Here is a 25,174-nt window from a genome sequence, read left to right on the forward strand (position 1 = left end):
TACTGAGTTAGGTGGGATCCCTGGATTCTATGGTTTGGCCTTGGATCATCATCGGGCTAGTCCTAATTTCTGCCGAATTGTTTTTGCCAGAATTGGTTGCCGGCTCGGTGGGGCTGGCGGCGCTCTTGGCGGGGCTTTTGGCTTATTTGGGGCTGCCGATCTGGGTACAATTTGCCAGCTGGATTGGGGCATCGGTGGTGTTGATTATCCTCAGCCGCCGTCTGGTGCCCCATGGATCGGTTCAGGTAGAGGAATCTCGCGAGGCGCGGGCAATCACCCCCATTCCCCCAGGCGAACGGGGGCGGGTTTCTTATCTGGGTTCCACCTGGAACGCCAAGTGCAGCATTCCCAACCTGGAAATCCAAGCCGGACAGGAGCTCTACGTGGTGGAGCGACAGGGGAATACCCTCATTGTCATGCCGGCCAAGATGCTCAAGTCCTGACCTGGACAAATGTTTGTTTTCCTTGTTGCCTTGAGCGAGGGATCCCTGCTTGGGTGTGCATCAGAGGCGGGGATCTGGCATAATCACAAAAGCTAAGCCGGGATGTAGCGCAGCTTGGTAGCGCATCTGCTTTGGGAGCAGAGGGCCGCAGGTTCAAATCCTGTCATCCCGATCCTGACTGCGACGGGAATTGAGCCGTTTACGCTATTGACCGAGAGTTTCCCACCTATCCAGAGCCCCGCAGCCAAAACCCGCATCTATCGGCAGGGGTGCAGTCTTTGTCTTGAAGGCGCAAGAAGCAAACTCTTCGATTCTTCGATGCCATGAAAGAAATGGGCGGATCAGGCAGCCAAGCGGGATCCCTCGTAGCCAGGCCAAGGAGAAGCAAGCACAAAAAAGGCAGGGTTAACTTGCCCCTGCCGAGAAGATCGAGAGTTGAGAGCTTGCTCTCGTTGTCGTAATCGTTGCATCAAGGCGCGGTTCCGTTTGTCCAGTTGGCGCTTGCGTGCCGATCCCCCACGACCGCGACGGTTTCTGCCCTGATGGCGAGGAGATTCATGAGATTTCAACAGCATGGGATTCCCCTGATAAACTAAACAGTCCTGCCTGATTCTAAACGAAACCTCAGCAACTGGCCACAAGACTGGCGGCGCAAGCTGCGGCATTTGCGGCTGGGGATAGGCCGTCTTTGTCAATTTATTCGCATCATTCGGCATGGAGGACTCCTTGGGACAGCCAGTCTTTTAGGCGGTGGGTAGCCCGGCAGTCATCCTCGTTGTAGATAAGCGAGTGCTCCAAATATCTGCGCTCCCGAGTTTCCAGCCATTGGCTATACCAATAAATGGACTGGGCGCCATTGGCATCAGGCAGACGCCACTGAAACCCTAACCAGCGGGCGATGTTTTTCAGGGAATAGCTCTCAATCGGCAGCACCACCGAGCGTTGCACCCAGGCCTGTAAATCCACAAAGCGCTGCAACAACTGCCGCAGCTGTCGGGGATCCGTGCGGTATTGCTCCCCCAGCCGTCGGCAGGTCTGCACTTCAAAGCCGTGAAAGTGGTAGATGGGAGCGTCAGGATAGCGTTGTGCCAGTTGCAAGAATTGCTCCCAAGCTTGCCTTTCTTCCCGCGGCTCGGCGGCCAGGCAACTGTGATAGCTCGCAACCTTTTTCCCCTCGGCTTGCTCCACCACCAGCAGGCCCAGCAGATAGGCGACGTTGTGACGGGGATCCGCCTCGATATCGAAGTACAGCTCTACAGGTGTGGTGGGCAGGGTTTCCGGGGGGGATTGAATCCAGAGAGGCTGCCGGCTGAGGGTGGCACGGGCTTGCAGCTGCAGTTGCAGGGCCACGCCGGATCCCAACTTGGGAATGGCTTGCAACCTATCCAACTGAGCGTTGGCCAGGGCTTCAATCGAGTGGATCCCCGCCTCTTGCAAAAGGGGATAGCGGGATCCCGTTACGCCCGGCAGCAGGCTGAGGGGTTGGGCAGTGGCGTTCAACTGCCGACAATGCTCCCGCCAGTGGCAAAGATGGCAGCGGCTGCGGGCCATGAACACCTGCGGTGGTTCCGGCTGGTTGAGGGAGTGCAGGTACTCCTGCAGCAATTGCCGCACCTGTGCTCGTCGGCGGCTCAGGTGGACGGGGTGCCACTTCCCATCTTTCAGGATCAAAATGCCCCGCTTGGGAACGTTTCCCTGCAGGGATCCGAGCAACTCTGCCTGCAAAGCCAGCAACAATTCGTATTCCGGTTTGGGGCGTTTGCCGATACGAATATGAACCGGCAGGTAAGAGGATCGGGCGGCGTGGCGACTTCTGCCAACGAGAGCGGGATCCCGAATCAGCAGATCCAGGGAGCTGCTCACCCAAACTGAACGTCCCTCTGGAACAGCTTCAGGCGGCAACGCAAGAGCGGGCACCATCTCGCAGTCTTCTGGGGCAGGGATGGGATCCCTTGGAGAGGAGGAGTGAGGGACAGGTTCAGAAGCAAGCTGCAACAGCTCTGCCTCAGCAGTACAGTTGAGATCTTCCTGCGGTTGCCAAAACAGCTCTGCGGCAATCCGTCCGCCGTAGATCCGCTCTGCCCCGCCTGCCATAGCTGCCAAGAGAGCTTCATTGCCCGGCGCGATTCGTTCTCCGGGGAATCGCTCAAACACAGCGGCTGCCAGGGCTTGGCGATCCCGCCGCCATTGCTCCAGCAGGTTGTCCGGCGGCAGCTTGGCCTCTTGAGGGCCAAAGCGATCCAGGTAAGGCAAGCGTCGGCAACGAAAGAAAGCAAGCAGCTCCTCAGCCTCAACAGAACCCTGTCCTGCTGCTGCAACCTGGCACTCCAACGGTGGAAAACCTCAGCTCTGCTGCCATTGTGGCACGCCCCCAGGTTGCCTTCTGATCCTTCAAGACTTGGGATCCTGAGTGGGCAGGAGATGGGCGATGATCCGCTCAATCGTCTCAGATTGGCGACGAGCTGTATCGGCTTGCTGTTGACATATTGCCTTTAACTCTCCCAGCCAAGTGCTCTGCTCCTGGGATATCAGCACCTGTTGTTGAACAATGGCTTTCAGATGGGTCAGGTCATCCTTGACGAAGCTGACGGCCTCGGCCAGGGTCAACACAGCCCCAACCAGGCGATCCAGCCGGAAGTCAATTTGGTCGAACCGGTCTTTGCTCTGCATTTTGCTTAGATTTGTCGGTAGAAGCTATCGGCCAATGCTGAAGGGATCGGCCAATGCTGAAGGGGAGTCGCTTCGCCCAGGGAAGGCCCCCCGCCGAACGGCCAGCCCCCTCAAGCTTGTGTCTTTATTGTTACCCATACGTACAGATACGTACAGATATGCCATGAGCTATCCAGCCCAATTTCCCCTTCCAGAGTCTGTACAGGTGTTGTCTTGGGAGTGCGGTTCACCCTTCAGACGCAATGTGTACTATTTTGCAAGATCCAGAGAAAAACCCCAGAGAACGAAATCACAGCCACGCAAAAGCTCAAGAGACAACCCAGACTGCTGCCAGCAGCAGGGATCCCTGATAAGACCTGCAGCTTGCTGACACGGCTGGCGTATGCTGGAGAATAAAGATTTCTTTACACTTTACCGGAGCGGACTGTGACAGCTCTTTCGACGGCCCCAACCTTGTCCCAAACCAAGACGGCGGCGGTGGAAATGCAGGGGGTGTGGAAACGCTTTGGGCAGCAGGTTGCCGTTCAAGATTTGAGCCTGCAGATCCCCCAGGGGGAAGTGTTTGCCCTGTTGGGGCCCAACGGCGCCGGCAAATCCACCACCATCCGCATGCTTACTAGCCTTACCCGACCCAGCCAGGGATCCATCCGGGTGGGGGGGTATGACGTGGTGCGGGATCCGGTGGCGGTGCGGCAGCAAATTGGCGTAGTTCTGCAGCCTATCACCCTAGAGGCAGAGCTGACCGTTTGGGAAAACCTGGAGTTCCACGGGCGTATGCACCACATCCCCAACCCAGAGCGGCAACGGCGCATCGATGAATGGCTGGAGTATGTGCGGCTGGCGGATCGCCGGCAAGACAAAGTGAAAACCCTCTCAGGGGGAATGAAACGACGCTTGCAGGTGGCCAGGGCGTTACTGCATCGCCCCCAGATTTTGTTTTTGGACGAGCCCACCGTCGGGTTGGATCCCCAGGCGCGGCGGCTGTTGTGGGAGATCTTGCGGGATCTCAATCGGCAGGGCATGACCTTGCTGATTACCACCCACTACATGGAGGAGGCAGAAGAGCTGTGCGACCGCATCGGCATCATGGATGGGGGAAGGTTAATCGAGTTGGGCAGCACCGAGCAATTGCGGGCTAAGTACGGAGAGGCCCTGCTGGTGCGATCCTGTCCTGGCCGGGAGGTGGAGTACACCTTTTTCCCCAGCTTGGCGGAAGCTCAGCGGCAGTTGGAGGCAGAACCCGACAAAACCGGCCTCATGGTGCGCCCGGCCAACTTAGAAGACATTTTTGTGCGTTTGACGGGCCGCCGCTTGGATTAACGGGCCCTCACCCCTGGCCCCTCTCCCAACGTGAAGAGGGGAGAGTTATTTGGGGGTTAAGGTTTTTCCTCTCCCCATCCCTCCTTCGGAGCGGGGGGCTCAAACTTGTAGCCAACTCCACGCACGGTGCGGATCAACTCCGGTTGGCTGGTATCAGTCTCTAGTTTCTTGCGAATTTGGCCGATGTGGACATCGACCACCCGTTCATCTCCCTCGTGGTTAAAATCCCACACCTCTTGAATCAGCTCAGCCCGTCGCCAAACCCGCCCCGGATGTCGAGCCATAGCATAGAGCAAATCGAACTCCAGTGCTGTTAAGTTGATCAGGCGCTGCTCGCGGATGACTGCTCGGGTTTCCGGGTCAATGACCAAAGAGGCAAAGGTCAAGACCGGTGCGCTGGCAACTTCGGTCTTCATGCGTTGCCGCCGCAGAATGGCTTGCACTCGCGCCTGTAACTCCGGCAGGCTGAAGGGCTTGGTCAGGTAGTCATCTGCCCCCAACTGGAATCCGTGCAACTTATCAGCAGGGCTGACGCGGCTGGTCAACATCAACACGTACACGCCGGTCTCTTTTTGCATTTGCTGGCAGAGATCGTAGCCGCTCACATCCGGCAAGTTCAGATCCAAAATTACCAAGGCCGGCTGAAAAGCGCGCAACTGCTGTAAGCCCTCGGCCCCCGTCATCGCCACCTCAACCGAATACCCCTGCCGCTGCAAGTACCGCTGCAGTAGAGCACAAATGCTGGGATCATCATCGATGATGAGGATGCGTGACATGGCAGCTTGGCACTCTCGAAGTCAGCAGGAGACAAGGTTGCAGGGCGTTGGGGTGTGGGGATCCCTTCGGCAGCTCATGGGCAACAATCGTGCAGAGGCGATGGGCCCTCGGCTCGCGGGTGAATAAAGAGCCCTCTCAACAGGGCAAGCTTGACCCCAACCTCGGCTGGAAAGGGCCACAGGCGCAGGCAATTCATGAGTGATTGAACACTTAAATCTTATTTCAAGTCTTTACGTATGGGGTCACAGGGGGAGTTCATCCTTGTCAAGGCTGCCCTTCTCTCCAAATTAACGGAGGCTTATCCAAGAATCTTGGGCATTATCTTACTGAGTTGCCCAAGGGGAAAAGTAGCGCAAGGAGGATCCGTCAAGCAGATCCTTGCACCTGGAGTTAATCTGGAAGCCGTGGCGCTTCCGTTCCTGTCTCGAGGTCTGGCCTTAGTGTGGGCGGTTTATCCCGGAGGCTTATGTACACCAATCCCGATGAAGTCTTCCGCAAAGATGTCTGGTTGGCCCTCTTCACCTGGGGGATCCTAGAGTTGGCTTGTTTCGTGATTATCCCCTTTACCGGAGCCTACGCATTCTCGCAAGTGGAGGCTTGGCTGTGGCCCTCTTTGGTTTTGGGGCCGGTGGGGGCGGTGGTGGTGGCTTTTTGTTCTAAAGTGGTGCTGGCTGCCAACAACATCCCGGATCCCAGGAGAAAAAAAGCCCAGCGGCAAGTGGCTCAGGTGGTCAGTCTTTTTGGCTTTCTGGGCTTGGCATTGCCCCTCCTTCTGGCAGGATGGGTATTTGGCCGAGAGATTTTGACGACCGACTGGCAGAATAAGTTCACCAACACCAATAAGTAGAAGCTAATCTCCGACGCCCTTGCCCTCTGGGGTCGCGTCGCCCCGTCAGCGTTGCGGTTCCTCTGCACAGGCCTAGCAAGAGCGCTGCGGAACACGATACATTGGGATGCAATCACGTCAGCGTTGCGCAGCAGTCGTGCTCTGGCTTTCGTAAATCCCCGGTTTTGACGGGGATCCCATCTTCTCTGCGGATTCTTGCCTGCAGCATTGCGGGAAGGTATTTCGGATGGCTAACTACCCGATGCGAGGCCGTTCTTCTCCTGCTTCTGGCGGTTTTCCCTTGGGCACCTTGGTGGTGGTGAGTGTCTCGGTTGGGGCTCTGGCCGCCTTGGCTTGGCAGTTGTGGCAGCTTGTTGCCCCGATGTTGGCCCCCCCTGCCCCGCCTCAATTTCCGCAGGCCGTGCGCTTGGATCCCTTGCCCCGCCCAGCCAGTTTTCCCTCTCCCCCCTCTGGCCCTGCTGCAGGCACTGTTGACCCTGAGGGATTTCCCCCCGGCAGCCGTGGGCGGGTGATCGAGCCCATTGGCCTGGCAATCCGCAGCCAACCTTCTGCCGATGGAGCCTACCAAGGGGGAATTGTAGTGGGGGAAACGGTGACGGTGTTGGAGTACAGCGCCGATGGTCGTTGGCAACGGGTGCGGCGGGAGCTGAATGGACAGGAGGGCTGGGTGCGCGCCGGCAATTTGGGCCCTGTGGATGGTGCTTCAGCCTCAACTTCTCCAGCTCCCACAGTTGAACCCAACCCTGAATCAACTCCTTTGCCGACTCGACCCCCCACGGCAGCAGTGGTTTCCCCAGGTGAGCGGGGACGGGTGATCGAGCCCATTGGCCTGGCGCTGCGGGCCACTCCAGAGCGGGAGGGAACCTACATTGGTGGTGTGCCCATGAACGAGGTGGTGACGGTGCTGGGCCTCAGCGAAGATGGCCGTTGGCAGCGCATTCGCCGTCAGAATGGGCAGGAAGGTTGGGTGCGGGCGGGGAATCTGGCGCAGGAGTAGCCCTTGCCATAGGCATAGCCCTACAGATGCCCTGGTGGGGGATTGTAACACCAGGGAAGCCTGTGTTTCGCTAGAGCAGTGCCGTTTGCGTCATCGGGACCGAGTCCTTGGCAGGGGAACTGGTGAAACACACTCCATTTCGGCTTGGTGCTTCAACAAGGGATCCCTGGGGCAAGGGGTTAGCTTTACCCTTTCTGGCCCTTGGGTTGGCCTTCTCTCTAGGCGCCTGCCGACCGGCTTCTAACGCTGGAGCGGAAAAGGTCAGGCAGGAAGTACCCCTAGCCCAAGCAAAGGCAGAGATGGGTACTCTGGAGTTTTGGGCCAACGGCGAGGACTTCATTCGGGAGGGGTTTGTCTCCAAAGACGGCTGGGAACTGAGCTTTGAGCACGTGTACGTGACGCTGGCGGACATAACCGCCTACCAAACCGATCCGCCCTTTGATCCGGAAGGAAATGCAGATTTGCTGGCACGGGCATTGGTCAGCCTCTCCGGCCCCATCACGGTTGATTTGATCACGGCTCCCCCGGCGGAGCGGGCCTTACTGGGATCCCTAGAGGCACCCCCTGGCCACTACAACGCCCTGGGGTGGCGGCTGGTGCCAGCACTGGAGGGGCCGGCAAAGGGCTATTCCCTCTGGATCGAAGGCCAAGCCCGACCGACAAAGGAAGGGGCTGGGGAGATTCCGTTTGTGCTCAAGTTCAGCCCTGAGGTGGCCTTCACCTGCGGAGAGTATGTGGGGGAGGAGCGCAAAGGCTTTGTGCGCGTCGGCCAGGTGGCAGATCTGGAGGTCACCTTCCATTTCGACCACCTGTTTGGAGATGGAAGCTTGCCCCCCAACGACAGCCTCAATCAAGCAGCTCTGGGGTTTGCCCCTTTGGTGAAGTTGGATCCTGTCTCCCTGGAGCAGCGGCTGGCCGCGTCAGCGGCGCGGAGCACTGGGGGGGGATCCGACCTTCTGGAAGTGGACTGGGGGGATCTGCAGGAGGGATCCCCTGCGGCTAAGGCCGTATTGGAGCTCCTGCACCACTTGGGCCATGTGGGGGAAGGCCACTGCCGCGCTGCCTCTGGCCCTGCCCAGACAGAGTCTTCGCCCTGAAGTCTTGGCTTTTCTAAGACCGGTCGCCTGCAGAGCGTAGAGATTGTCGTCTGTCCTCAGCTAACCAATGAACCGAGTCTGGCCAAAACTTTGGATCCCTTCCTGCCGACTGAGCCTGATTGCGGCGTCGCGTCAGCGATGCGGAGCACGGTTGAGCTTGCTGGCTTTCGGCCTGCTCCTGTCTGCTCCCGCTTGGGGCCACGGGGTGGAGGCCTCTTGGCGGGCAGTTCCCGCTTTTGAGATCCAGGCCCGCTACGATTCTGGCGAACCGATGCGTTCTGCGCAGGTAACGGTGTTTGCGCCAACGGATCCCACTACCCCTTGGCAGGAGGGACAGACGGATGCGCGGGGACGATTTCTGCTGCAGCCGGATCCCAACCTGACGGGCCTCTGGCAGGTGCGGATTCGCCAGGCGGGGCATGGGGTGTTGGTCAACGTGCCGGTGGGCGAGGAGTTCCCTCAGACAGAAGGGATCCCCAGCGCTTCCCCACCCTTTGGGCCTTTGCAGCGGGGGGTTATGGCCGCCTGTGTCATTTGGGGCTGTCTGGGCACAGCTCTCTTCTTCTCCAGGCCGCGTCAGTCTGTTTATGGAGCGGTGGAGAGCCCATCGGTTTCAGCATCTCCGGGGTCATCCCAGGTTAGCCCCTCCGCTCTGGAGTAGGACTGGCCATGCACATCAGCGATGGCATTTTGCCGGCACCGCTTTGGCTGGGGGGCTATGGCATCACCGCTCTCATCACCGGCTACAGCTTGCGGCTTCTCCGTCGCGCCAGCGTTGCCGAGCAATGTCCTTGGTGGGAACGGGATCCCCGCCATCAGTTGCCCAAAGCGGCTTTGCTCACGGCTGTCTTTTTTGTGGCCTCTTCGATTCACCTGCCCTTTCCCCCGGCCAGCCTGCATCTGGTGCTGAACGGGTTGATGGGTCTGATGTTGGGGGCTTTGGCCTATCCGGCGATTGTAGTGGGCTTGTTTTTTCAGGCGGTGGCCTTTGGCCATGGGGGCCTGACCACATTGGGCATCAACGCCGCCATTATGGGGATCCCGGCGCTCCTGGCCGGTGGGATTTTTCGGGCAGGCCGTCGGGTGATGGGGGCCGGAGTGTCTGCCTTCTTGGCGGGAGCGGTTGGGGTGGGTCTAGCAGTGCTGTTGTTTTACGGGGTGGTCATGGCTGCTGTGGTTGACGCTGGCAGCGGGATCCTCTCCACAGAAGCCGGTCGTCTGGCTCTTGGGAGCTTGGTGGTGGCCCACATCCCCCTGATGGTGGTGGAGGGGTTGTTCGCCAGTTGGGTGGTGCTGTTTTTGCAGCGGGTACAACCGGCACTGCTGGGAGAGTATGGCAAGAGATGAAGCCGGCTCAGGGATCCCTTGCTGCTGGCGCGGTCAACAATCCCATCCTCACCCCTCCAAACCCCTTTCCTGGCTGCACCGGTGGCAACCTCTGCCCAAGGTGCTGGGCCTGATGGCGCTGATGGCGGCTTTCGCCTCGGTGAGGTGCCTGGCCCTCTTGCCGCTCATCTGGGCGCTGGTGGCTGGACTGTGGAGCCTGTCGGGATTGCCTTGGAGCCTCGGGCTGAGGCGGCTGGCAGCCCCAGGGCTGTTGGTGGCAGGGTTGATGGGGATCCTACCCTTCTGGGCGGGGGAAACCATCCTGTGGCGCTGGGGATCCCTGGCTCTGCGTTGGGAGGGGCTGCAGATGGCGCTTCGCATTGGGGGGAGGGGGCTGGCCCTGTTCGCTCTCACCATGCTGCTGCTGGAGACCACTCCCACGTCGGAACTGTTGGCAGCGTTGCGGCAACTGGGGATCCCAGATCTGCTTTTGGAACTGGCCTGGCTCACCCAGCGCTATCTGCAAGAGATGGCTGCTCAGTGGGAGCAGATGCAACGGGCAGCCCGGTTGAGGGGTTGGCGACCGCGGGGATCCCTGTGGCGTCCTGGGCCGTCTCTAAGACAAGATCTGCCCTTTCTGGCCGCTTCGGTGGGCACCCTGTTGGTTCGCAGCTACGAGCGCTCGCAGAGGGTTTATCAGGCTTTGCGCCTGCGGGGCTATGGACAAGCGCCTCTGTTTCCGACGGCGGCTGGCAGGGATCCCTGGAGCTGGGCGGCCAGCGGCCTGGCAGTGGTGGTGTCGGTGGGCTTGGTGTGGACGCAATTTTAGGACTAGCCGCTTGGGCTTAGAAACAGAGGGCCATCTGCTGCCCCCCTGCAAAAGCGAGGGGAAATCCAACTGGGACTAGAATAGGAAAGCCCCATCGATTGTTGTCCGTTTCTGCCAGCTTCTTGGCCTCCTGATGAACCGGTTAGAAAGCACCCTGCCTACGCCCTTCCGCAGCCCCTCCCGTTTGGCGCCGGAGGCCCCGGCCGTTGCCATCTTGCACCTGGGCTGTGAGAAAAACCGGGTGGACACCGAGCACATGCTGGGCTTGCTGGCTCAAGCAGGCTACCGGGTGGATGGGGACGAAGAGAGTGCTGACTATGTGATCGTCAATACCTGTAGCTTCATTGAAGCAGCGCGGCGGGAGTCGGTCAGTACCCTGATGGAGCTGGCGGTACAAGGCAAAAAGATCATCATTGCCGGCTGCCTGGCGCAGCACTTCCAGGAGGAGCTGCTGCAGGAGATCCCGGAGGCGGTGGCTATCGTGGGTACGGGCGACTATCACCAGATCGTCCAAATCATCGAGCGGGCGGAGCGGGGAGAGCGGGTCAATGCCGTTACTTCCAGCTTGGATTACATTGCCGACGAGACCGTACCTCGCTATCGCACCACCCATGCGCCTGTGGCCTACCTACGGGTAGCCGAGGGCTGTAACTACCGCTGCTCTTTCTGCATCATCCCCCACTTGCGGGGCGACCAACGCTCTCGCTCCATCGAGTCCATCCTCCGGGAAGCAGAACAGCTGGCCGAAGAGGGGGTGCAGGAGCTGATTTTAATTTCCCAGATCACCACCCACTACGGGATCGACCTCTACGGGGAGCCGCGCTTGGCTGAGCTTATCCGCGCCCTGGGCCAGATCCCCATTCCCTGGATCCGCATGCTCTACGCCTACCCCACGGGCATTACCCCCGCCGTGGTGGAGGCCATTCAAGAGACCGCCAATTTCCTGCCTTACCTGGATCTGCCTTTACAGCACAGCCATCCTGAGATCCTCAAGGCTATGAATCGCCCCTGGCAAGGGCAGGTCAACGACCGGGTGATCGAGCGGCTGCGCCAGGCGTTGCCCAATGCCGTGCTGCGCACCAGCTTTATCGTCGGCTTTCCTGGGGAGACGGAGGAGCACTTCCAGCATCTACTAGACTTTGTCCAGCGCCATCAGTTTGACCATGTGGGGGTGTTTACCTTTTCTCCCGAAGAGGGCACCCCTGCCTACCACCTCCCCCATCAGGTTCCAGAGGCTGTCAAACAAGAGCGCCGCGCCCGTCTAATGCAACTGCAGCAAGGCATTGCCTTCCGCCGCAACCGCGAGCAGGTGGGCCAAGTGGTACCTGTACTTTTGGAGCAGGAAAACCCCAGAACCGGCGAGTGGATTGGCCGCTCCCCTCGCTTTGCCCCCGAAGTGGACGGGGTGGTGTACGTGCGTGGGGAGGGCTCTCTGGGATCCCTGGTGCCGGTGCAGATCACCCACGCCGAGCCCTATGATCTCTTCGGTCGGGTGGTGGCAGCGCCGGAGGGTTTTAGCTGGAGCGGGCGGTAGCGGTGCAAAGCACTTTGGTAGGATCTTCATCCACGGGAGAGGAGCTGGGAATGACTACCCTTGGCGGCAGCGGGACCGAGTCTTTAGATGAGCTGAAACAGGCGGCAGCCCGGGCTGCAGTTCAAAAGGTGCAGTCGGGGATGGTGGTGGGGCTGGGCACGGGATCCACAGCCGCCTTTGCCGTCAGCGCCCTAGCAGAGCGGATGCAAACCGAAGGTCTCCAGATTATCGGCGTGCCCACCTCGGAGCGCACGGCTGAACAGGCCCGCTCCCTGGGGATCCCGCTGGCTACCCTAGAAGAGCAGCCGCGCCTGGATCTGGCCATCGATGGGGCCGACGAGATTGAAGTGGGATCCCTGAACCTGATCAAAGGGGCAGGAGGGGCCCTGTTGCGGGAAAAGTTGGTGGAGGCCAGCGCCGCCGAGCTGATCATCATCGCCGATGCCTCTAAAAAAGTCCCGCAGTTGGGCATTCGCTTCCCGGTGCCGGTAGAGGTGGTGCGCTTTGGCTGGAAGACCACCTTGGCGCGGGTAGAGGCTCTGGGGTGCACAGCCACCTTACGGCGGAATGCCAACGGGGATCCCTACTTGACGGACGAGCAGCACTACATCCTCGACTGCCAATTCGGCCCCATGGCGGATCCTGCCAAGATCGCCGATCAACTCAAGGGGACGGTGGGGGTTGTGGAACATGGCCTGTTCATCGGTATGGCCAAAGAGGCCATCATCGCCCTCCCGACTGGGATCGAAACGCTGCAACCCAGCTGACAACTTCCTATACCCAGTCGTGTATTGGCGTTGCCCAGGAACTGGGTTTACAGCTTTTTCCGACTTCATGGGAGTTCCGTAGCCAAGCGGGAGCCTTCCCACGCAAGAGATTGATTGACACTGGCTGTGGTAAACAACGCTGAAAAAAGCTGTACAGCTATCCCCAACTCCCCTCTCCCCCTGGGAGAGGGGCTGGGGGTGAGGGCTGACTCCCCCTGGGAGAGGGGCTGGGGGTGAGGGGGAGCGCTTGGGAAATGTCTCAATCGGGTCTGAAATGACCATAGACGAAGAGGCTGTAGGCGAATTGGAGTTTCTGCCCGATGCTGACCTTACGAACTGTGGCTGACCTGCTGCAAACTCCCCTGCAGGGGGATCCCCATTTGTTGGGTCTTCCCGTCCAAGCCATTTGCACCGACAGCCGCCAATTGCAGCCGGGGTCAGTCTTTGTGGCGCTGCGGGGGGAACGGTTTGATGGACACGACTTCATTCCGCAAGCTTTGGCCGGAGGGGCCATTGCCGTCATCAGCCAGCGTCCGGTGGCCGGGCCCCATTTTCAAGTCTCAGATACCCTAGCTGCCTACCAGCGCATCGCCAGAGGCTGGCGGGAGCAGTTTCCCCCCTCCGTAGTAGCCATCACGGGCTCAGCAGGCAAAACCACCACCAAGGAAATGCTGGCGGCTGCCCTATCCCGCTACGGCACAGTTCTCAAAAGTGAGGCCAACCACAACAACGACATCGGGGTTGCTCAAACCCTGCTCCAGATGCAACCGGAGCATCAGTTTGTGGTTCTGGAAATGGCCATGCGAGGCCCCGGAGAAATTCGCCGCCTGGCTCAGATGGCTCAGCCCACCCACGCCTTGATCACCCATATTGGCACCGCCCACATCGGCAGACTGGGATCCCGCGCGGCCATTGCTGCTGCCAAGTGCGAGCTGCTGCAGGAGCTAGGGCAGGGGGTGGCTCTGCTCAATGGAGAAGATCCCTTGCTGTTGTCTACCGCCGCCAGCCTGTGGTCGGGACAAACCCTTACCTATGGTCTGGATCGGGGGGACTTACGGGGAGAATGGGATCCCCAAGCCCAAACGGTAACTGTGGAGGGCCTAACGCTGCCGGTGCCCTTGCCGGGAAGACACCATGCCCTCAACTGGATGGGAGTGCTGGCTGCTCTGTGCAGCTTGGGGCTGGATTGGGAGCGGCTCCGAGAACCCATTGCTTTGCCCACCCCTCTGGAGGGGCGCAACCGCCATCTCAAGCTGGCAGGAGATGTGGAAATCTGGGACGAAACCTACAATGCCTCGCCGGAAGCGATGATCGCGGCTCTACACCTGCTGGCCCAAACCCCGGGAAAACGGCGCTGGGCCATTCTCGGCCCGATGCGGGAGTTGGGAGAGCATGCGCCTCAGCTCTATGCAGAGGTGGGTCGGGCGGCTGCCCCTCTGGGGCTGGATCGGGTCTTGCTCTTGGATCCGGAAGGGGAGATGCAACCGCTGCTCGACCAAAAACCGGCAGCCCAGGCAGAACGCTGCGAGGAGGTATCCGAACTGCTGGAAATCTTGCTCCATCACGTGCAAGCCGGGGATCGGCTGCTGTTCAAGGCAGCGCGGGCTGTTGAACTGGAGCGGGTGCTGCACCGCTTTTTGCAGGAGTGGCAGGCGTAGGCTAAGCTAAGAAACGGCTGATGAAAAGCCCGCGTCCCTCTGTTGAGAGGGGCTTAGCCCAAGCCGGGCTCATTCCTCGTCGATAGCTGCCTTCTGTACGGCATGTACTACCACAATCCCTCTCTGCGCGAAGAACCCCGCGATCAACCGCCAACGGTGGTGCCCTCCCCCAGCAGCCTTTCCATTCTCGATTGGTTGCGCCAGGAAGGCCGGTTGATTGAGCAGCCTATTGAAGTCCCTGAGATGGCTTTGGAAGAAGATATCGATGATATCGACGATTTGATCGGGGACGACTACGACGAAGACTTCGAGCCCGAAGAAGAATAGCTGCAGTTGTTGAATGCCTCTTCACCCCCTTTGCCCGGCACAGCAAAGCTGCCGGTTCTTAGTGTGCCGGCTCTTGCAATGAAAATGTAAATAAATGTAATAGATTTCTCGGCTTGAAAGGATCCCTTTTCAGGTCGTTGTGGTTGGCTGGCAAACGTACCGGAGTTGTTGTTGCAAATCTAAAAGCAGTGGAGCATAATCCCAAAATCCTTGCGTAGATTACGTTTCGCACGTTGAGAGTATCTTTTTCCAAGATTTTTTTGATTTTTAGGAACTCGAACAGGCTCCCCTACGTCTCTAAGGAATGTAAACCTAATCTTTACGAAGGGTTACAGCATATGATTCGCAATCTCTTCACTCTCTCTTTGGCCGTTGCCTCAGCCACCACGTTGGTTGCAGCCCCTATGGTCAATGCCAGCAGCCAGGGCGCGACTTCTGAAAGCGTGAAAACCGCTGCTGCTAGTAGAACCATTGTGGATGTTGCTGCTGAGGCCGGCTCTTTCACCACCCTGATCCAAGCTTTGGAGGCTGCCGACTTGGTGGAAGTGCTTTCTGGGGAAGGCCCCTTCACCGTCTTTGCTCCCACCGATGAGGCTTTTGCAGCTCTGCCGGAAGGCACTTTGGAGGAGTTGCTCTTGCCGGAAAACCGTGAGCGATTGATCCAAATCCTCACCTACCACGTGGTGCCCGGCAAAGTTCTCTCCACCTCTTTGGAAGCTGGGGAAGTGGTTACGGTCGAAGGATCTCCTGTGGAGATCTCTTTGGCTGATGGTGTCAAGGTCAACGATGCCAATGTGGTAACAGCCGACATTGAAGCTTCCAACGGTGTCATCCACGTGATCGACAAGGTGATCTTGCCTCCACAAGGGTGACCTACCAACGCCATGAATTCTAGGCCCTTCAGGGTCTAGCCCTCTGGCAGCCCCTGCTCTGGTGGCGGGGGTTTTGTATTGGGATCCCCAGCTATTCCGTTCTTTGGGCAAGGGATCCCCAATTTCATAGGTCGATGCCAACGCTGGAAGCGTAGATTGCCTCCACCGACACGCCGGACACCCGTTGAGGACGCACGATCATGTACTCATTGTCCATTTGCTTGGGCAAGGTGATGAACTCTTCGCCGCCCACCATGAGGTTGTTGATCAGCTCGGTGTATTCTCTGGCTTCTTTGACCCGTACCTGCATGGTTTGTCCACCTTCCAGCATGATGTGGACAAGATATCCGTCAGGTTTTCTGGCCATGGATGCTCCTGCTGGGTGAACCGAAGGACGAGACGAGGGGTGTTCTTATGAACATTATTCCCCCTTTTGAGACCCCTAACCAACCCCTGACTCTTCCGTGAAATCTGGAATTGAGCTGCGCCAAACCGAATTCCAAGCCGTAGCATAGTGAAAGTGAAATGTGCCCATTTTAATCTTCCTCGCGCTCCATGCCCCATTTGCCTGATGTTTCTGCTGCCCACCGTGAGCTGGAGTGGAACGGAGTTCCTTCCACCCCGACAAACGACGCCCAACCCCTGAGCCGCTCTACCGTGAAGGATCCCATCACCGCCCGTTCCGACATCATCGCCGTCGGGGGAGCAGAGGACAAGGAAAATGAGCGCCACATCCTTTGGGAATTCTTCCGCCGAGCGGGGGGAAAGTCTGCCCACATCACCATCGTGCCCGCGGCTTCTGGGATCCCGGCGGTGCTGGGGGAGATCTACGCCAACATTTTTCAGCAGATGGGGGCGGCCAGCCTCCAAGTTCTGGATATCCGCAGCCCGATGGAGGCGAGGGATCCCGATAACGTTGAGAAAATCCGCTTCTCCACCGGCATCTACTTTACGGGTGGGGATCAGGAGCGGCTGGCGGAGGTGCTGGCCCACAGCGAGCTGATGGAGGCCATTCGACAGCAGTGGCAGCGGGGGCAGACGGTAATTGCCGGAACCAGCGCCGGAGCTTCTGCGTTGGGGCAGCAGATGATCTCCCGCGGCTACAGCGGAGAACCGCCCACGCCGGCAATTGTAACGGTGAAGACAGGCCTGGGCCTTTTGCCTCGCGTCATCATCGATCAACATTTCCATCAGCGCAATCGCCTGGTGCGGCTGGTTACGGCGGTGGCCCACTATCCCCAATGTCTGGGTATCGGCATTGACGAGAATACGGCGGTGGTGATCCAGGCCAACGATGTGATGGAGGTGATCGGCTTGGGGACGGTGACGATTGTAGACGGGACGCAACTGTACTCGACTGTTCAGGAGGCGGCAGCGGATGAGTATTTTCGGCTGCACAATGCCCGCATTCACTTTTTGCCGCCGGGATCCCGATTCGATCTCAACACCTTGTCTCCACTCTGACTGCTGAAATGTGACCGGTGAAAACTTTGTCCTGCCAAGGCGGCTGGACTGGCGCAACCTCAACACCCTCTGGGGATCCCTATTGGCCGAAACCTTGAGTCGGCTGGGTTGCCGTTTAGCGGTGGTGTCTCCGGGATCCCGCTCAGCCCCCCTGACCTACGCCCTGGCCCAGCACCCCGACATCGAGGCGATCCCGGTGCTGGATGAGCGGTCGGCAGCCTTTTTTGCGCTGGGGTTGGCCCAGCAAACCCGGCAGCCCATCCCCCTGGTGTGTACTTCCGGCAGCGCTGGCGCTCACTTTTTCCCAGCTCTCATCGAGGCGGCAGAAAGTGGCTGGCCGCTTTTGGTTTTGACGGCGGATCGGCCCCCGGAGCTGCGCCACTGCCGCGCCGGCCAAGCGATTGACCAGGTGAAGCTCTACGGCCATTACCCCAACTGGCAGGCGGAGTTGGCCCTGCCCAGCGCGGCTCCAGAAGCCCTGGCCTACTTGCGCCAGACCCTGGTTCACGCCTGGGAGCGCACCCTTTACCCTTTTCCCGGCCCGGTGCATTTAAATGTGCCTTTCCGGGATCCCTTGGCTCCCATTGCCGATGGCAGCACTGCGCCGCTGCTCCATCTACAGGAAGATCCGGAGTTCGAGAAGACCTTTTTTCGTGGGGTTGCTCCTCCATGCACCGGCTCTTCCTTGCAGGCGGTGCGGAGCCCTTTTCAGACGGAGACGGTTTCTTTTTGGCAGGAGTGGCGCAGCTGTGAGCGGGGGGTGATCTTGGCGGGGCCGGCTCAACCGCTGGATCCCCAGCGCTATGTGGAGGCAGTGGCCCGTTTGGCGACGGCTTTGGGGTGGCCGGTTCTGGCGGAGGGGCTTTCTCCCCTGCGCAACTACGCTTCCCTCAACCCCTATCTCATCACCACCTACGACCTCATCCTGCAGCGGGATGATCCCCAGCTTTGGCCGCAGCAAGTCATCCAACTGGGATCCCTGCCCACCAGCAAAGCGCTGCGGCAAACCCTGGCCAAGGTTGCTCCCCGCGTTTGGCGGTTGGATCCCCGCCCTGAGAATGGGGATCCCCTGCACAACCCCACCACCCATTTGCCTTTTGCCGTGGAAGAGTGGGTCTCCGGGATCCCGGAAGCGCCGGCCAAGCGAACAACTTTTCTGCAGGGCTGGCTGACAGCGGAAGCACAAATCCGTGCTGCCCTAGACCAGGCCATGACTGACCTATCGGAGTGGTTTGAAGGCAAGGTTGCCTGGTGGCTGGCCCACCACTTGCCCCCAGAGACTCCGCTGTTTATTGCCAACAGCACGCCGGTGCGGGATGTGGAGTGGTTTTGGCCCCCCAACGACCGCCGCATCCGTCCCTACTTCAATCGCGGCACCAACGGCATCGATGGCATTCTCTCTACCGCCCTTGGGGTGGCCCACGGCTCTCACAAACGCCCAACGGTGCTGCTGACCGGGGATCTGGCCTTTCTCCACGACAGCAGTGGCCTACGGCTCGGCCAACAGGTGCGGGGATCCCTGACCATTCTCCTCATCAACAACCAGGGGGGTGGGATTTTTGAGCTGCTGCCCATCGCTGAGGTGGGCCCACCCTTCGAGCCCTATTTCGCCACGCCCCAGGCGGTGGATTTTGCCCTGCTCTGTCAGGCCCACCACATTCCCCATCGCCGAGTGGAAAGCTGGCAGGAGCTGGCCGAAGCTCTGGATCCCTTACCTGCCCAAGGGGTGCGGGTGTTGGAGATCCTTACGGATCGAAAAGCCGATGCTCAGCGGCGGCGGGACTGGTTTCAACAGTGGTCGGAGCTGCCATCCAAGCCTTGACCTGCTTCCAGATCTGCTCCGGCAAATCCTCAGCTTCGCAGTCCAGCCACAGGGCCACGCATCGACCCCTTCCCGACAGGGTGCCGTAGGCATGGCCCTTTTGGATCCCCAGCATGGCTCGAAACCAAGTCATCTGCCGTTTGGCAAATTGGCGGGTGCGCCGCACAATCAGGGGTTGCAGTTCGGCTTCCGGGATCCGCCCCTCCAGATAAGCGCCGATCTCCGCATAGCCCAAGGTCTGCAAGAGGGGTAAGTCTGGCCCGTAGCGCTCCCGCAGGGTTTTCACCTCCTCGATCCACCCCCGCTCCATCATCTCCGCCGTGCGCCGGGCAATGCGTTGTTCCAAACGGGGCATTGGGCAGCGCAGCCCCAGGATCAAGATGGGGTAATGGGGGGGATGGGCCTGCCGTAGGCTGGAAGCCGGCTTCCCGGTGGTGTAGACGATCTCCAAAGCCCGCAGCGTGCGCACTGCGTCATGGGGATGAATGTGCTGGGCGGCAACGGGATCCAACTGCTGCAGCCAGGCGTAGCGGATCTCAGGGGGCCAAGTTTCCAGTTGTCTTCTCAGTTGGGGCTGCGGAGGTACCGCAGGGATCCCCAGGCCGGAGGTTACCGACTGGATGTAGAGACCGGTGCCCCCCACCAGGATGGGCGTCTGTCCCTGCCGATGGGCCTCGGCGATGCGGGCTTGGGCCGCCTGCTGAAACTCGGCCACCGTGTAGGTGTGGCAGGGATCAACAATGTCGATCAACTCGTGGGGCCAGAGAGCCCGCTCAGCAGGGGTGGGCTTGGCCGTGCCGATGTCAAACTCGCGGTAGACCTGGCGAGAGTCGGCGTTCAACAACGGGGATCCCAGCCGTTGGGCCAAAAGCAGCGCCTGTCGAGATTTCCCGGTGGCCGTGGGGCCGGCAATGACGATCAATCCCGGCCATTCTGTCCGGTCAGAAGCTGCTGCAGCGGGAATGCCATTCTCGAGGGTAATGCGCATTCGCTACCCAAACCATCGGCAGGGCAGACTGGCAAGCAACTTTCCTCAGAGACCAGATTAAGATTCTCGAAGAACCTTGTCTCTTTGGGTTAGGATCGGTTACCTACTACCCTGCTTTTTTGCTGTGCTGATCTCATCCTACATTCCTGCTTCGACGGTTTTGAGGGGCAATGGGCCACAGCCGCAGCCAGTGGCGCAGTTTTTACCTCTCCGGCTAGAGCTGTTCGCAAGGCGCGGCCTCAGCCAGATTGGACGGGCAATTGGAACAGGGTTGCTGATGGCTATGCTCATAGGTGTCCCTTGCTCGGCGCTGGGGGAAACCTTGGTGCTCAAGCAGGGAGAAGTGCGCACTCTACCCCTGCTGCAAACCCGGGCTCGGCTGCCCTTGCAAATGGAAATACTCTATCTGGGCATGGTCGAGGAGCGCTTCTTGAGCTACGCCCGCGCCAACAATTGGGAGACCATTTCCAGCGACCGGGAGGATCCCCGCTGGAGCCGCTGGCAACTGCGTCCTGGGGGTGAAGCCCTTTACCTGCCCGATTCCCCTTCATCTCAGAACTCCTTGGAGCCCCCCATCTATGCCCGTGGGTTTTATGTGCAAGCCTATTTTGTCGGCGGGCGCCTGGCGGGAATGCACCTGATTCGCAACCCTGAAGAGCCGGGCTTCAACTTGAAGGCCCTGCAAAGGCTTATCCGCGCCTGGTTTCCCGATAATCGCCTGATGTTGCATTACCAAATACTGCCAGAGGATCCCGAGCAGCAGGTGCTGGGCGCCTATTTGGGCACCATTCCTCCTCCCTACCTTGCCGATATTCAGCGCAATCGCGTGCCTTTTTGTCAGACTTTTTTCAGCCCCACTTTGCCCCAGCCGATCATCCCCCCCTCCGTCGATGTGCCTCCCCATTGCCTGGGCACAACTGCCGTCAACAGCGGGACGGGGCCTCACGCTGCCCAGAAAGGGGCTGCTGCTTTGCGCTAAAGGCACGTGAGGAGTTGGCTCAGCGCAGCGCTGGGGTCAAGCCGGATTTCAGTAAGGGAGCAGTTTCCTTCAAAATGAACTGTCACCTTAAACTGTCACCAGCTCGGGACGGCGGCTGTTGCGAATGCTGCGAATGGCTTCTGCATAGTCTTTGGCCTTGAACACTGCCGAACCGGCTACAATGGCATTGGCTCCTGCCTCGATCACCTGCCAAGCGTTGCTTCCCTTCAAGCCACCATCCACCTCGATCCAGGGATCCAGGCCGCGCTCATCACACATGGCCCGTAACTGGCGAATTTTGGGCACCACTGCTGGAATAAAGCTCTGGCCGCCAAAGCCGGGGTTGACGCTCATGATCAACACCAGATCCACCAGATCCAGCACGTATTGGATCAGCTCCAAAGGGCTGGCCGGATTGAGCACCACGCCCGCTTGCTTGCCCAGATCCTTGATTTGGCTGAGGGTGCGGTGCAGGTGAATGGTGGAGCTGGACTCTGCGTGCACGGAAATAATGTCGGCCCCTGCCTTGGCAAAATCCGCCACATAGTTCTCCGGCTCTACAATCATCAGGTGGACGTCCAGGGGCTTGGCCGTCACCGGGCGCAGGGCTTCCACCACCAACGGGCCAATGGTGATGTTGGGCACAAAGCGGCCATCCATGACATCCACATGGATCCAGTCGGCTCCTGCCTCATCCACTGCCCGTACTTCCTCCCCCAACCGGCTGAAATCGGCTGAAAGGATGGAAGGGGCGATCACAATCGGCTTTTGCCCAGAGGTCGCTGACGGCTGCACCATGGTGAGTCCTGGGGATTGAAAACAGAGAAACGGAGAAACCTGCTCCTCTATGGTACGGGGTTTGATCCCCTTTGCAAAGCGTCATATCCCCTCTCAGCTTGGCACTCAAGGCTCCAGGGGGGACGTGGACTCTGGCGACAGGATCCCGTTCGCGTTGGCGGAACGGAGTCCTTTCAAGCTCGCATCGCCGGGCCACAGACCCTGCAAGACTTGGGCAACACGGTGCCAGGGATCCAGCCGTTCCGCTCGCGGAAGCGGGACGGAGCCCTTGCTGCTTTGAGGCTCTGGAGAAGACTGCTCAGAGGGAGCGGGATCCCTTTCCTCCAGCCTCAGGGAAAGCTGCTGCAACTGCATGTAGATGCTGTTCACGGCCAGCATGGCCAAGACCGTGCCAAAAAACTTGGTGCGGGATCCCATGGGCCAACCCCTGTGCGAAAACAAAGATACGGTTGTCGCGGGTGCGCTAGCTCCACCTTAGCTTACGGGTTTGGCTTGCCGTTCGGAGAAAATATTGATGTTCGCGTCGGCCTTGCAAAGCCCCACGGTCAAGATTTCCCAACAAGACAATGACTGCCCCCCAAAAGCCAACCTATCATCACCTGCACACCGCCCTTTGGGTGAGCGATCTGGCCAGAGCCGAACATTTTTACGGGACAGTGCTTGGGATCCCCAAGGTGGAACGGTTGCCGTTTGACTTTCCCGGCGCTTGGTATCAAGTGGGTTCCTCCCAAATTCATTTAATCGTGGCCGAGGAGCCGATGGATCCACGGCAGCGAAGCGGAACGGGATCCTCAAAGTGGGGGCGTAATCCCCATGTGGCGCTGGGGGTAGATGACTTGGAAGCGGTGAAGGCTCGCCTGCGGCAGGAAGGGTATGAGGTGCAACCGAGCGCTTCCGGGCGAGCGGCAGTGTTCGTCCGGGATCCCGACGGGAATGTGATAGAGCTAAGCTCGATTAGCGCAACTTAGCCATGAGCCCTCTCCCCTCAGCAATGCCGCCGGTTGCAACAGCGTTGCGTAGCGATATGGGTTCTCGTTGCCAGTTCGATCCGGCCATCAGCCTGGTCAGTTCCGCGCAGATGCAGCGCCTTGAGGGGCAGATCTTCTCTGCCGGCATGCCCGTTGCCGCTCTGATGGAGAAGGTGGGGCTGGCCGTTGTTGCTCAGTTGCAGAAGGATTTTCCGCAAGCCCAGCGCATTGGCATCCTCTGCGGGACAGGGCACAACGGTGGCGATGGGTTGGTGGTTGGGCGGGAGCTATGGCTGGCCCAAAAGTCGGTGAAGGTGTGGCTGGGCAAGCCGGATCTCAAACCCCTGACGGCAGACCACGCCCGCTATCTCAAGGCGCTGGGGGCAGAGTTTGTGGAGAGTCTTGAAGAGCTGGCCGATTGCGATTTGCTCATCGATGCCCTGTTTGGGATCGGTCTGAACCGACCCTTGGGGGAGCCTTGGGCGGGGGCGGTGGGGTGGGCCAATGGCAGTGGGATCCCCATCCTTAGCCTGGATTTGCCGTCTGGCCTCAACGACCAAACCGGGGAAGTCTGGGGCTGCTGCATTCGCGCCAGCCATACCTATACCCTTGGCCTTTGGAAACGGGGGTTGTGGCAGGAAGCGGCTCTGCCTTGGGTAGGACGGTTACATCGCGTTGATTTTGGGATCCCCCCTTGGGCCTACCCAGAGGTGGAGGTTCCCCGATTGTTGCTGCGGCCTTGGCAGCACTTTCCCGCGGATCCCCCTTTGGATACCCACAAATACCGCCAGGGATCCCTGTTGTTGGTGGCAGGCTCGGCAGCCTATGCTGGAGCAGCGGTGTTGGCGGGGCTGGGATCCCGCGCCAGCGGGGTGGGCATGGTGACGATGGCGGCGCCGGCGGAGTTGAAAGGACTGATCCACAGCGCCTTGCCAGAGGTTTTGGTTCATGCCTGGGAAGGGATCCCTTCTTTGCCGCCGGTGGCTGATCGCGACAGCGGGACGAAGTCCTTGAAACCCTTTCAGGCGGTGGCCGTGGGGCCAGGCTTGGGAAAAACCCGTTTGCCTCTGCTGGAACTCCTGCTGCGGGATTGGGCCGGGATCCCCTGGGTGATCGATGCGGATGGGCTGAATGCTCTGGCGGAGATGGGGGTAGAGCGCCTTCAGGAAAAAGGGATCCAAGCCATCCTCACCCCCCACCTGGGGGAATTTCGGCGGCTCTTCCCGGGGATCCCGCTCCACGATCGCATCGAGGCAGCCCAAAGGGCGGCAGCCCAGAGTGGAGCCGTGGTGGTTTTGAAGGGGGCGCGGACGGTGATCGCCTCTCCCACTGGGGAATGCTGGGTGAATCCGGAGAGCACGCCGGCTTTGGCCCGGGGTGGCAGTGGCGATGTCTTGACCGGTTTGATCGGGGGCCTAGTGGCGCGAAGAAGAGCTCAAGCCGATCAACCTTTGGACGCTCCCGCCTTGCTCAGTTGCGCCTGTGCCGGGGTGTGGTGGCATGCCCAAGCGGCTATCCAGCTGGCGCGGGAACGCGGTCTAACAGGGGTGGATCCGGCACGGCTGGCGGAGCATTTGCCCCAGGTGCTGCAAGCTCTTCAACAGGAGCAAGTTGTCCATACCGTGTCGCAGGCGGGTGAATAAATACTCTAAGTCATAGCCCAAGCCTTCCTGCTTGCTCCTACCCTCCACTAGGGGTCACCCGGTAAAGGGCACAGGAATAGAATTCTGGCTGGTTACTCGAAAGCCTTGGACAGGCCACCAAACTTCATTTCCTCCAATGGCAGCAATGATCCTATCACGATTTCTTTCTGCGTCATCTCTTGCAGTTGCTAACCCGTTAATATAATAGATTCTAGACTTAAGAATAGATTCAGTAGTATTGAAACCTAGGTTGGGAGAAACGACTGAGTAGATAGTTGATTTGTTCGGTAATGAGCAAGACTTGAGAATCAGTACAGACAGGCAACAGCACAATAAAACAACAAGACGAACAGTATTTCGACCGAACATCCATTTATCCTCACTAATCTAGCGAATTGGGTCAGTACATGTCGATTCTTCTGCGCCAACGACTTGTCCAGAGAACTTGGCATCAACAGTTAAATCTGCAATAACTCTTTCCTGGGTGTTAAGCATTTGAAATTCCACTTCCCTTCTTGCTTCAGCAACTTCATCAATCAGGTCGAATTCATTTGCCCCGCCAAATGCTAACCGCGCACATCGAATTGCTCGGAAACGATCAAGCACTCTTGCACGCACCTGGTCTCGACTATCCCTGTCAACATTCACGATGCTTGCCTGTAAAGCTTTGGCGTATCGCAGCATGGCCTTCCGCTTCAGCTCATCATTGGGATACCGGCGGTAAATCCAGCGCTGCACATCATCACGCACGCCATCTCCATCGGCATCAATCCCCTCCAAAGTTTGCTTCCCTTCTTCTCCAGGATCCGGTGGCAAATTCGGAAACAATCTATCCAGTTCATCGACCGGGATCATATCTGGAGAGGGATCCTCACCCGGATTTTCTGGCACAAATCCAGTAGTGGGATCAGGATTGGGCTCTTCTTCTGCACTGGGGGTAGAACCTCCCCCGCCACTGCACCAACACAGCAACACCAACACAGAAGAGAGCATCAACATAAGCAGTATCCTGAGGCCGTTCATAATCGCCTTGGTTCTAGCAGTTCAA

The 25,174-nt window shown here is 59.2% G+C and carries 27 protein-coding genes and 1 tRNA gene; 19 read left to right on the forward strand and 9 right to left on the reverse strand.

Annotated features, from left to right (window positions below):
- Positions 1 to 29: 29 nt before the first annotated feature.
- Together ACVWVQ_RS05625 and ACVWVQ_RS05630 are read left to right on the forward strand one after the other, a co-directional pair.
- Positions 30 to 443, forward strand: a complete 414-nt coding sequence (locus ACVWVQ_RS05625; protein ID WP_414346738.1) for an NfeD family protein — start codon at positions 30 to 32, stop codon at positions 441 to 443.
- A gap of 98 nt (positions 444 to 541) precedes the next feature.
- Positions 542 to 615, forward strand: a tRNA-Pro gene (locus ACVWVQ_RS05630).
- Between the two features lie 169 nt (positions 616 to 784).
- On the opposite strand, the gene ACVWVQ_RS05635 is transcribed toward ACVWVQ_RS05630, so the two are convergent.
- From ACVWVQ_RS05635 to ACVWVQ_RS05645, 3 genes are all read right to left on the reverse strand, one after another.
- Entirely contained in the window at positions 785 to 1,018 is a 234-nt protein-coding gene (locus tag ACVWVQ_RS05635) for a hypothetical protein (RefSeq protein WP_041436636.1), read from the reverse strand.
- A gap of 130 nt (positions 1,019 to 1,148) precedes the next feature.
- On the reverse strand, positions 1,149 to 2,774 hold the full coding sequence (locus ACVWVQ_RS05640; RefSeq protein WP_457507346.1) for a TM0106 family RecB-like putative nuclease: 1,626 nt from the start codon (positions 2,772 to 2,774) through the stop codon (positions 1,149 to 1,151).
- A gap of 60 nt (positions 2,775 to 2,834) precedes the next feature.
- The gene (locus ACVWVQ_RS05645) at positions 2,835 to 3,113 is read right to left on the reverse strand and encodes a hypothetical protein (protein WP_414417776.1); all 279 of its coding nucleotides are present in this window, start codon (positions 3,111 to 3,113) and stop codon (positions 2,835 to 2,837) included.
- Between the two features lie 483 nt (positions 3,114 to 3,596).
- On the opposite strand from ACVWVQ_RS05645, the gene ACVWVQ_RS05650 reads away from it, so the two are divergent.
- Positions 3,597 to 4,433 carry an ABC transporter ATP-binding protein gene (locus tag ACVWVQ_RS05650; RefSeq protein WP_187147284.1) on the forward strand — a complete coding sequence of 279 codons (837 nt, stop codon included), beginning with the start codon at positions 3,597 to 3,599 and terminating at the stop codon, positions 4,431 to 4,433.
- 56 nt (positions 4,434 to 4,489) lie between these two features.
- On the opposite strand, the gene ACVWVQ_RS05655 is transcribed toward ACVWVQ_RS05650, so the two are convergent.
- Positions 4,490 to 5,209 carry a response regulator transcription factor gene (locus ACVWVQ_RS05655; protein WP_011433617.1) on the reverse strand — a complete coding sequence of 240 codons (720 nt, stop codon included), beginning with the start codon at positions 5,207 to 5,209 and terminating at the stop codon, positions 4,490 to 4,492.
- Positions 5,210 to 5,676: 467 nt separating this feature from the next.
- On the opposite strand from ACVWVQ_RS05655, the gene ACVWVQ_RS05660 reads away from it, so the two are divergent.
- The 11 genes from ACVWVQ_RS05660 to ACVWVQ_RS05710 all read left to right on the forward strand — a co-directional run bounded on the left by ACVWVQ_RS05660 (position 5,677) and on the right by ACVWVQ_RS05710 (position 15,464).
- The gene (locus tag ACVWVQ_RS05660) at positions 5,677 to 6,057 is read left to right on the forward strand and encodes a hypothetical protein (protein WP_457507348.1); all 381 of its coding nucleotides are present in this window, start codon (positions 5,677 to 5,679) and stop codon (positions 6,055 to 6,057) included.
- A gap of 226 nt (positions 6,058 to 6,283) precedes the next feature.
- Positions 6,284 to 7,054, forward strand: coding sequence for an SH3 domain-containing protein (locus ACVWVQ_RS05665; protein WP_414357377.1), 771 nt, complete (start codon positions 6,284 to 6,286; stop codon positions 7,052 to 7,054).
- 299 nt (positions 7,055 to 7,353) lie between these two features.
- Positions 7,354 to 8,151: a DUF4382 domain-containing protein gene (locus ACVWVQ_RS05670; RefSeq protein ID WP_457507349.1), complete on the forward strand. Its 798-nt coding sequence runs from the start codon at positions 7,354 to 7,356 to the stop codon at positions 8,149 to 8,151.
- A gap of 151 nt (positions 8,152 to 8,302) precedes the next feature.
- The gene (locus tag ACVWVQ_RS05675; RefSeq protein ID WP_414424706.1) at positions 8,303 to 8,812 is read left to right on the forward strand and encodes a hypothetical protein; all 510 of its coding nucleotides are present in this window, start codon (positions 8,303 to 8,305) and stop codon (positions 8,810 to 8,812) included.
- 8 nt (positions 8,813 to 8,820) lie between these two features.
- Positions 8,821 to 9,498 (forward strand): cobalt transporter CbiM, encoded by a 678-nt coding sequence (gene cbiM, locus ACVWVQ_RS05680; RefSeq protein ID WP_457507351.1) that lies wholly within the window; start codon positions 8,821 to 8,823, stop codon positions 9,496 to 9,498.
- The gene (gene cbiQ, locus ACVWVQ_RS05685; protein WP_457507353.1) at positions 9,485 to 10,306 is read left to right on the forward strand and encodes a cobalt ECF transporter T component CbiQ; all 822 of its coding nucleotides are present in this window, start codon (positions 9,485 to 9,487) and stop codon (positions 10,304 to 10,306) included. Before cbiM ends, cbiQ begins: the two co-directional genes overlap by 14 nt.
- 133 nt (positions 10,307 to 10,439) lie before the next feature.
- Entirely contained in the window at positions 10,440 to 11,840 is a 1,401-nt protein-coding gene (gene rimO / locus ACVWVQ_RS05690) for a 30S ribosomal protein S12 methylthiotransferase RimO (RefSeq protein ID WP_457507355.1), read from the forward strand.
- A 50-nt stretch (positions 11,841 to 11,890) separates the two neighbouring features.
- On the forward strand, positions 11,891 to 12,607 hold the full coding sequence (rpiA, locus tag ACVWVQ_RS05695; protein WP_457439546.1) for a ribose 5-phosphate isomerase A: 717 nt from the start codon (positions 11,891 to 11,893) through the stop codon (positions 12,605 to 12,607).
- A gap of 320 nt (positions 12,608 to 12,927) precedes the next feature.
- A complete protein-coding gene (locus tag ACVWVQ_RS05700) occupies positions 12,928 to 14,265 on the forward strand; it encodes a UDP-N-acetylmuramoyl-tripeptide--D-alanyl-D-alanine ligase (RefSeq protein WP_457507357.1) in 1,338 nt (445 codons plus the stop codon).
- A gap of 102 nt (positions 14,266 to 14,367) precedes the next feature.
- Complete coding sequence (locus ACVWVQ_RS05705; RefSeq protein WP_457473691.1) at positions 14,368 to 14,592, forward strand: DUF3134 family protein; 225 nt, start codon at positions 14,368 to 14,370, stop codon at positions 14,590 to 14,592.
- A gap of 338 nt (positions 14,593 to 14,930) precedes the next feature.
- Positions 14,931 to 15,464 (forward strand): fasciclin domain-containing protein, encoded by a 534-nt coding sequence (locus ACVWVQ_RS05710; protein ID WP_457398116.1) that lies wholly within the window; start codon positions 14,931 to 14,933, stop codon positions 15,462 to 15,464.
- A gap of 124 nt (positions 15,465 to 15,588) precedes the next feature.
- Here the strand turns inward: ACVWVQ_RS05710 and ACVWVQ_RS05715 are convergent, their stop codons facing one another.
- Positions 15,589 to 15,831: a hypothetical protein gene (locus tag ACVWVQ_RS05715; protein WP_011433628.1), complete on the reverse strand. Its 243-nt coding sequence runs from the start codon at positions 15,829 to 15,831 to the stop codon at positions 15,589 to 15,591.
- Between the two features lie 188 nt (positions 15,832 to 16,019).
- Between ACVWVQ_RS05715 and ACVWVQ_RS05720 the strand changes: the two genes are divergently transcribed.
- On the forward strand, positions 16,020 to 16,928 hold the full coding sequence (locus ACVWVQ_RS05720) for a cyanophycinase (protein WP_414416841.1): 909 nt from the start codon (positions 16,020 to 16,022) through the stop codon (positions 16,926 to 16,928).
- A 10-nt stretch (positions 16,929 to 16,938) separates the two neighbouring features.
- Positions 16,939 to 18,750: a 2-succinyl-5-enolpyruvyl-6-hydroxy-3-cyclohexene-1-carboxylic-acid synthase gene (gene menD / locus ACVWVQ_RS05725; protein WP_457507359.1), complete on the forward strand. Its 1,812-nt coding sequence runs from the start codon at positions 16,939 to 16,941 to the stop codon at positions 18,748 to 18,750.
- Here menD and miaA read toward each other — a convergent pair.
- Positions 18,674 to 19,738: a tRNA (adenosine(37)-N6)-dimethylallyltransferase MiaA gene (gene miaA / locus ACVWVQ_RS05730; RefSeq protein WP_457507361.1), complete on the reverse strand. Its 1,065-nt coding sequence runs from the start codon at positions 19,736 to 19,738 to the stop codon at positions 18,674 to 18,676. The genes menD and miaA overlap by 77 nt on opposite strands.
- A 277-nt stretch (positions 19,739 to 20,015) precedes the next feature.
- Between miaA and ACVWVQ_RS05735 the strand changes: the two genes are divergently transcribed.
- Complete coding sequence (locus ACVWVQ_RS05735; RefSeq protein WP_457507363.1) at positions 20,016 to 20,717, forward strand: hypothetical protein; 702 nt, start codon at positions 20,016 to 20,018, stop codon at positions 20,715 to 20,717.
- 87 nt (positions 20,718 to 20,804) lie between these two features.
- On the opposite strand, the gene rpe is transcribed toward ACVWVQ_RS05735, so the two are convergent.
- Positions 20,805 to 21,515, reverse strand: coding sequence for a ribulose-phosphate 3-epimerase (rpe, locus tag ACVWVQ_RS05740; RefSeq protein ID WP_414408814.1), 711 nt, complete (start codon positions 21,513 to 21,515; stop codon positions 20,805 to 20,807).
- Positions 21,516 to 21,620: 105 nt separating this feature from the next.
- A complete protein-coding gene (locus ACVWVQ_RS05745) occupies positions 21,621 to 21,932 on the reverse strand; it encodes a hypothetical protein (RefSeq protein WP_457384814.1) in 312 nt (103 codons plus the stop codon).
- Positions 21,933 to 22,081: 149 nt separating this feature from the next.
- On the opposite strand from ACVWVQ_RS05745, the gene ACVWVQ_RS05750 reads away from it, so the two are divergent.
- On the forward strand, positions 22,082 to 22,483 hold the full coding sequence (locus tag ACVWVQ_RS05750; RefSeq protein ID WP_414342431.1) for a VOC family protein: 402 nt from the start codon (positions 22,082 to 22,084) through the stop codon (positions 22,481 to 22,483).
- A gap of 56 nt (positions 22,484 to 22,539) precedes the next feature.
- Positions 22,540 to 24,126 carry an NAD(P)H-hydrate dehydratase gene (locus tag ACVWVQ_RS05755; protein WP_457507365.1) on the forward strand — a complete coding sequence of 529 codons (1,587 nt, stop codon included), beginning with the start codon at positions 22,540 to 22,542 and terminating at the stop codon, positions 24,124 to 24,126.
- Positions 24,127 to 24,513: 387 nt separating this feature from the next.
- Here the strand turns inward: ACVWVQ_RS05755 and ACVWVQ_RS05760 are convergent, their stop codons facing one another.
- The gene (locus ACVWVQ_RS05760) at positions 24,514 to 25,125 is read right to left on the reverse strand and encodes a hypothetical protein (protein WP_457507367.1); all 612 of its coding nucleotides are present in this window, start codon (positions 25,123 to 25,125) and stop codon (positions 24,514 to 24,516) included.
- Between the last annotated feature and the right edge of the window lie 49 nt (positions 25,126 to 25,174).

The organism is Thermostichus sp. MS-CIW-36 (assembly GCF_054059035.1).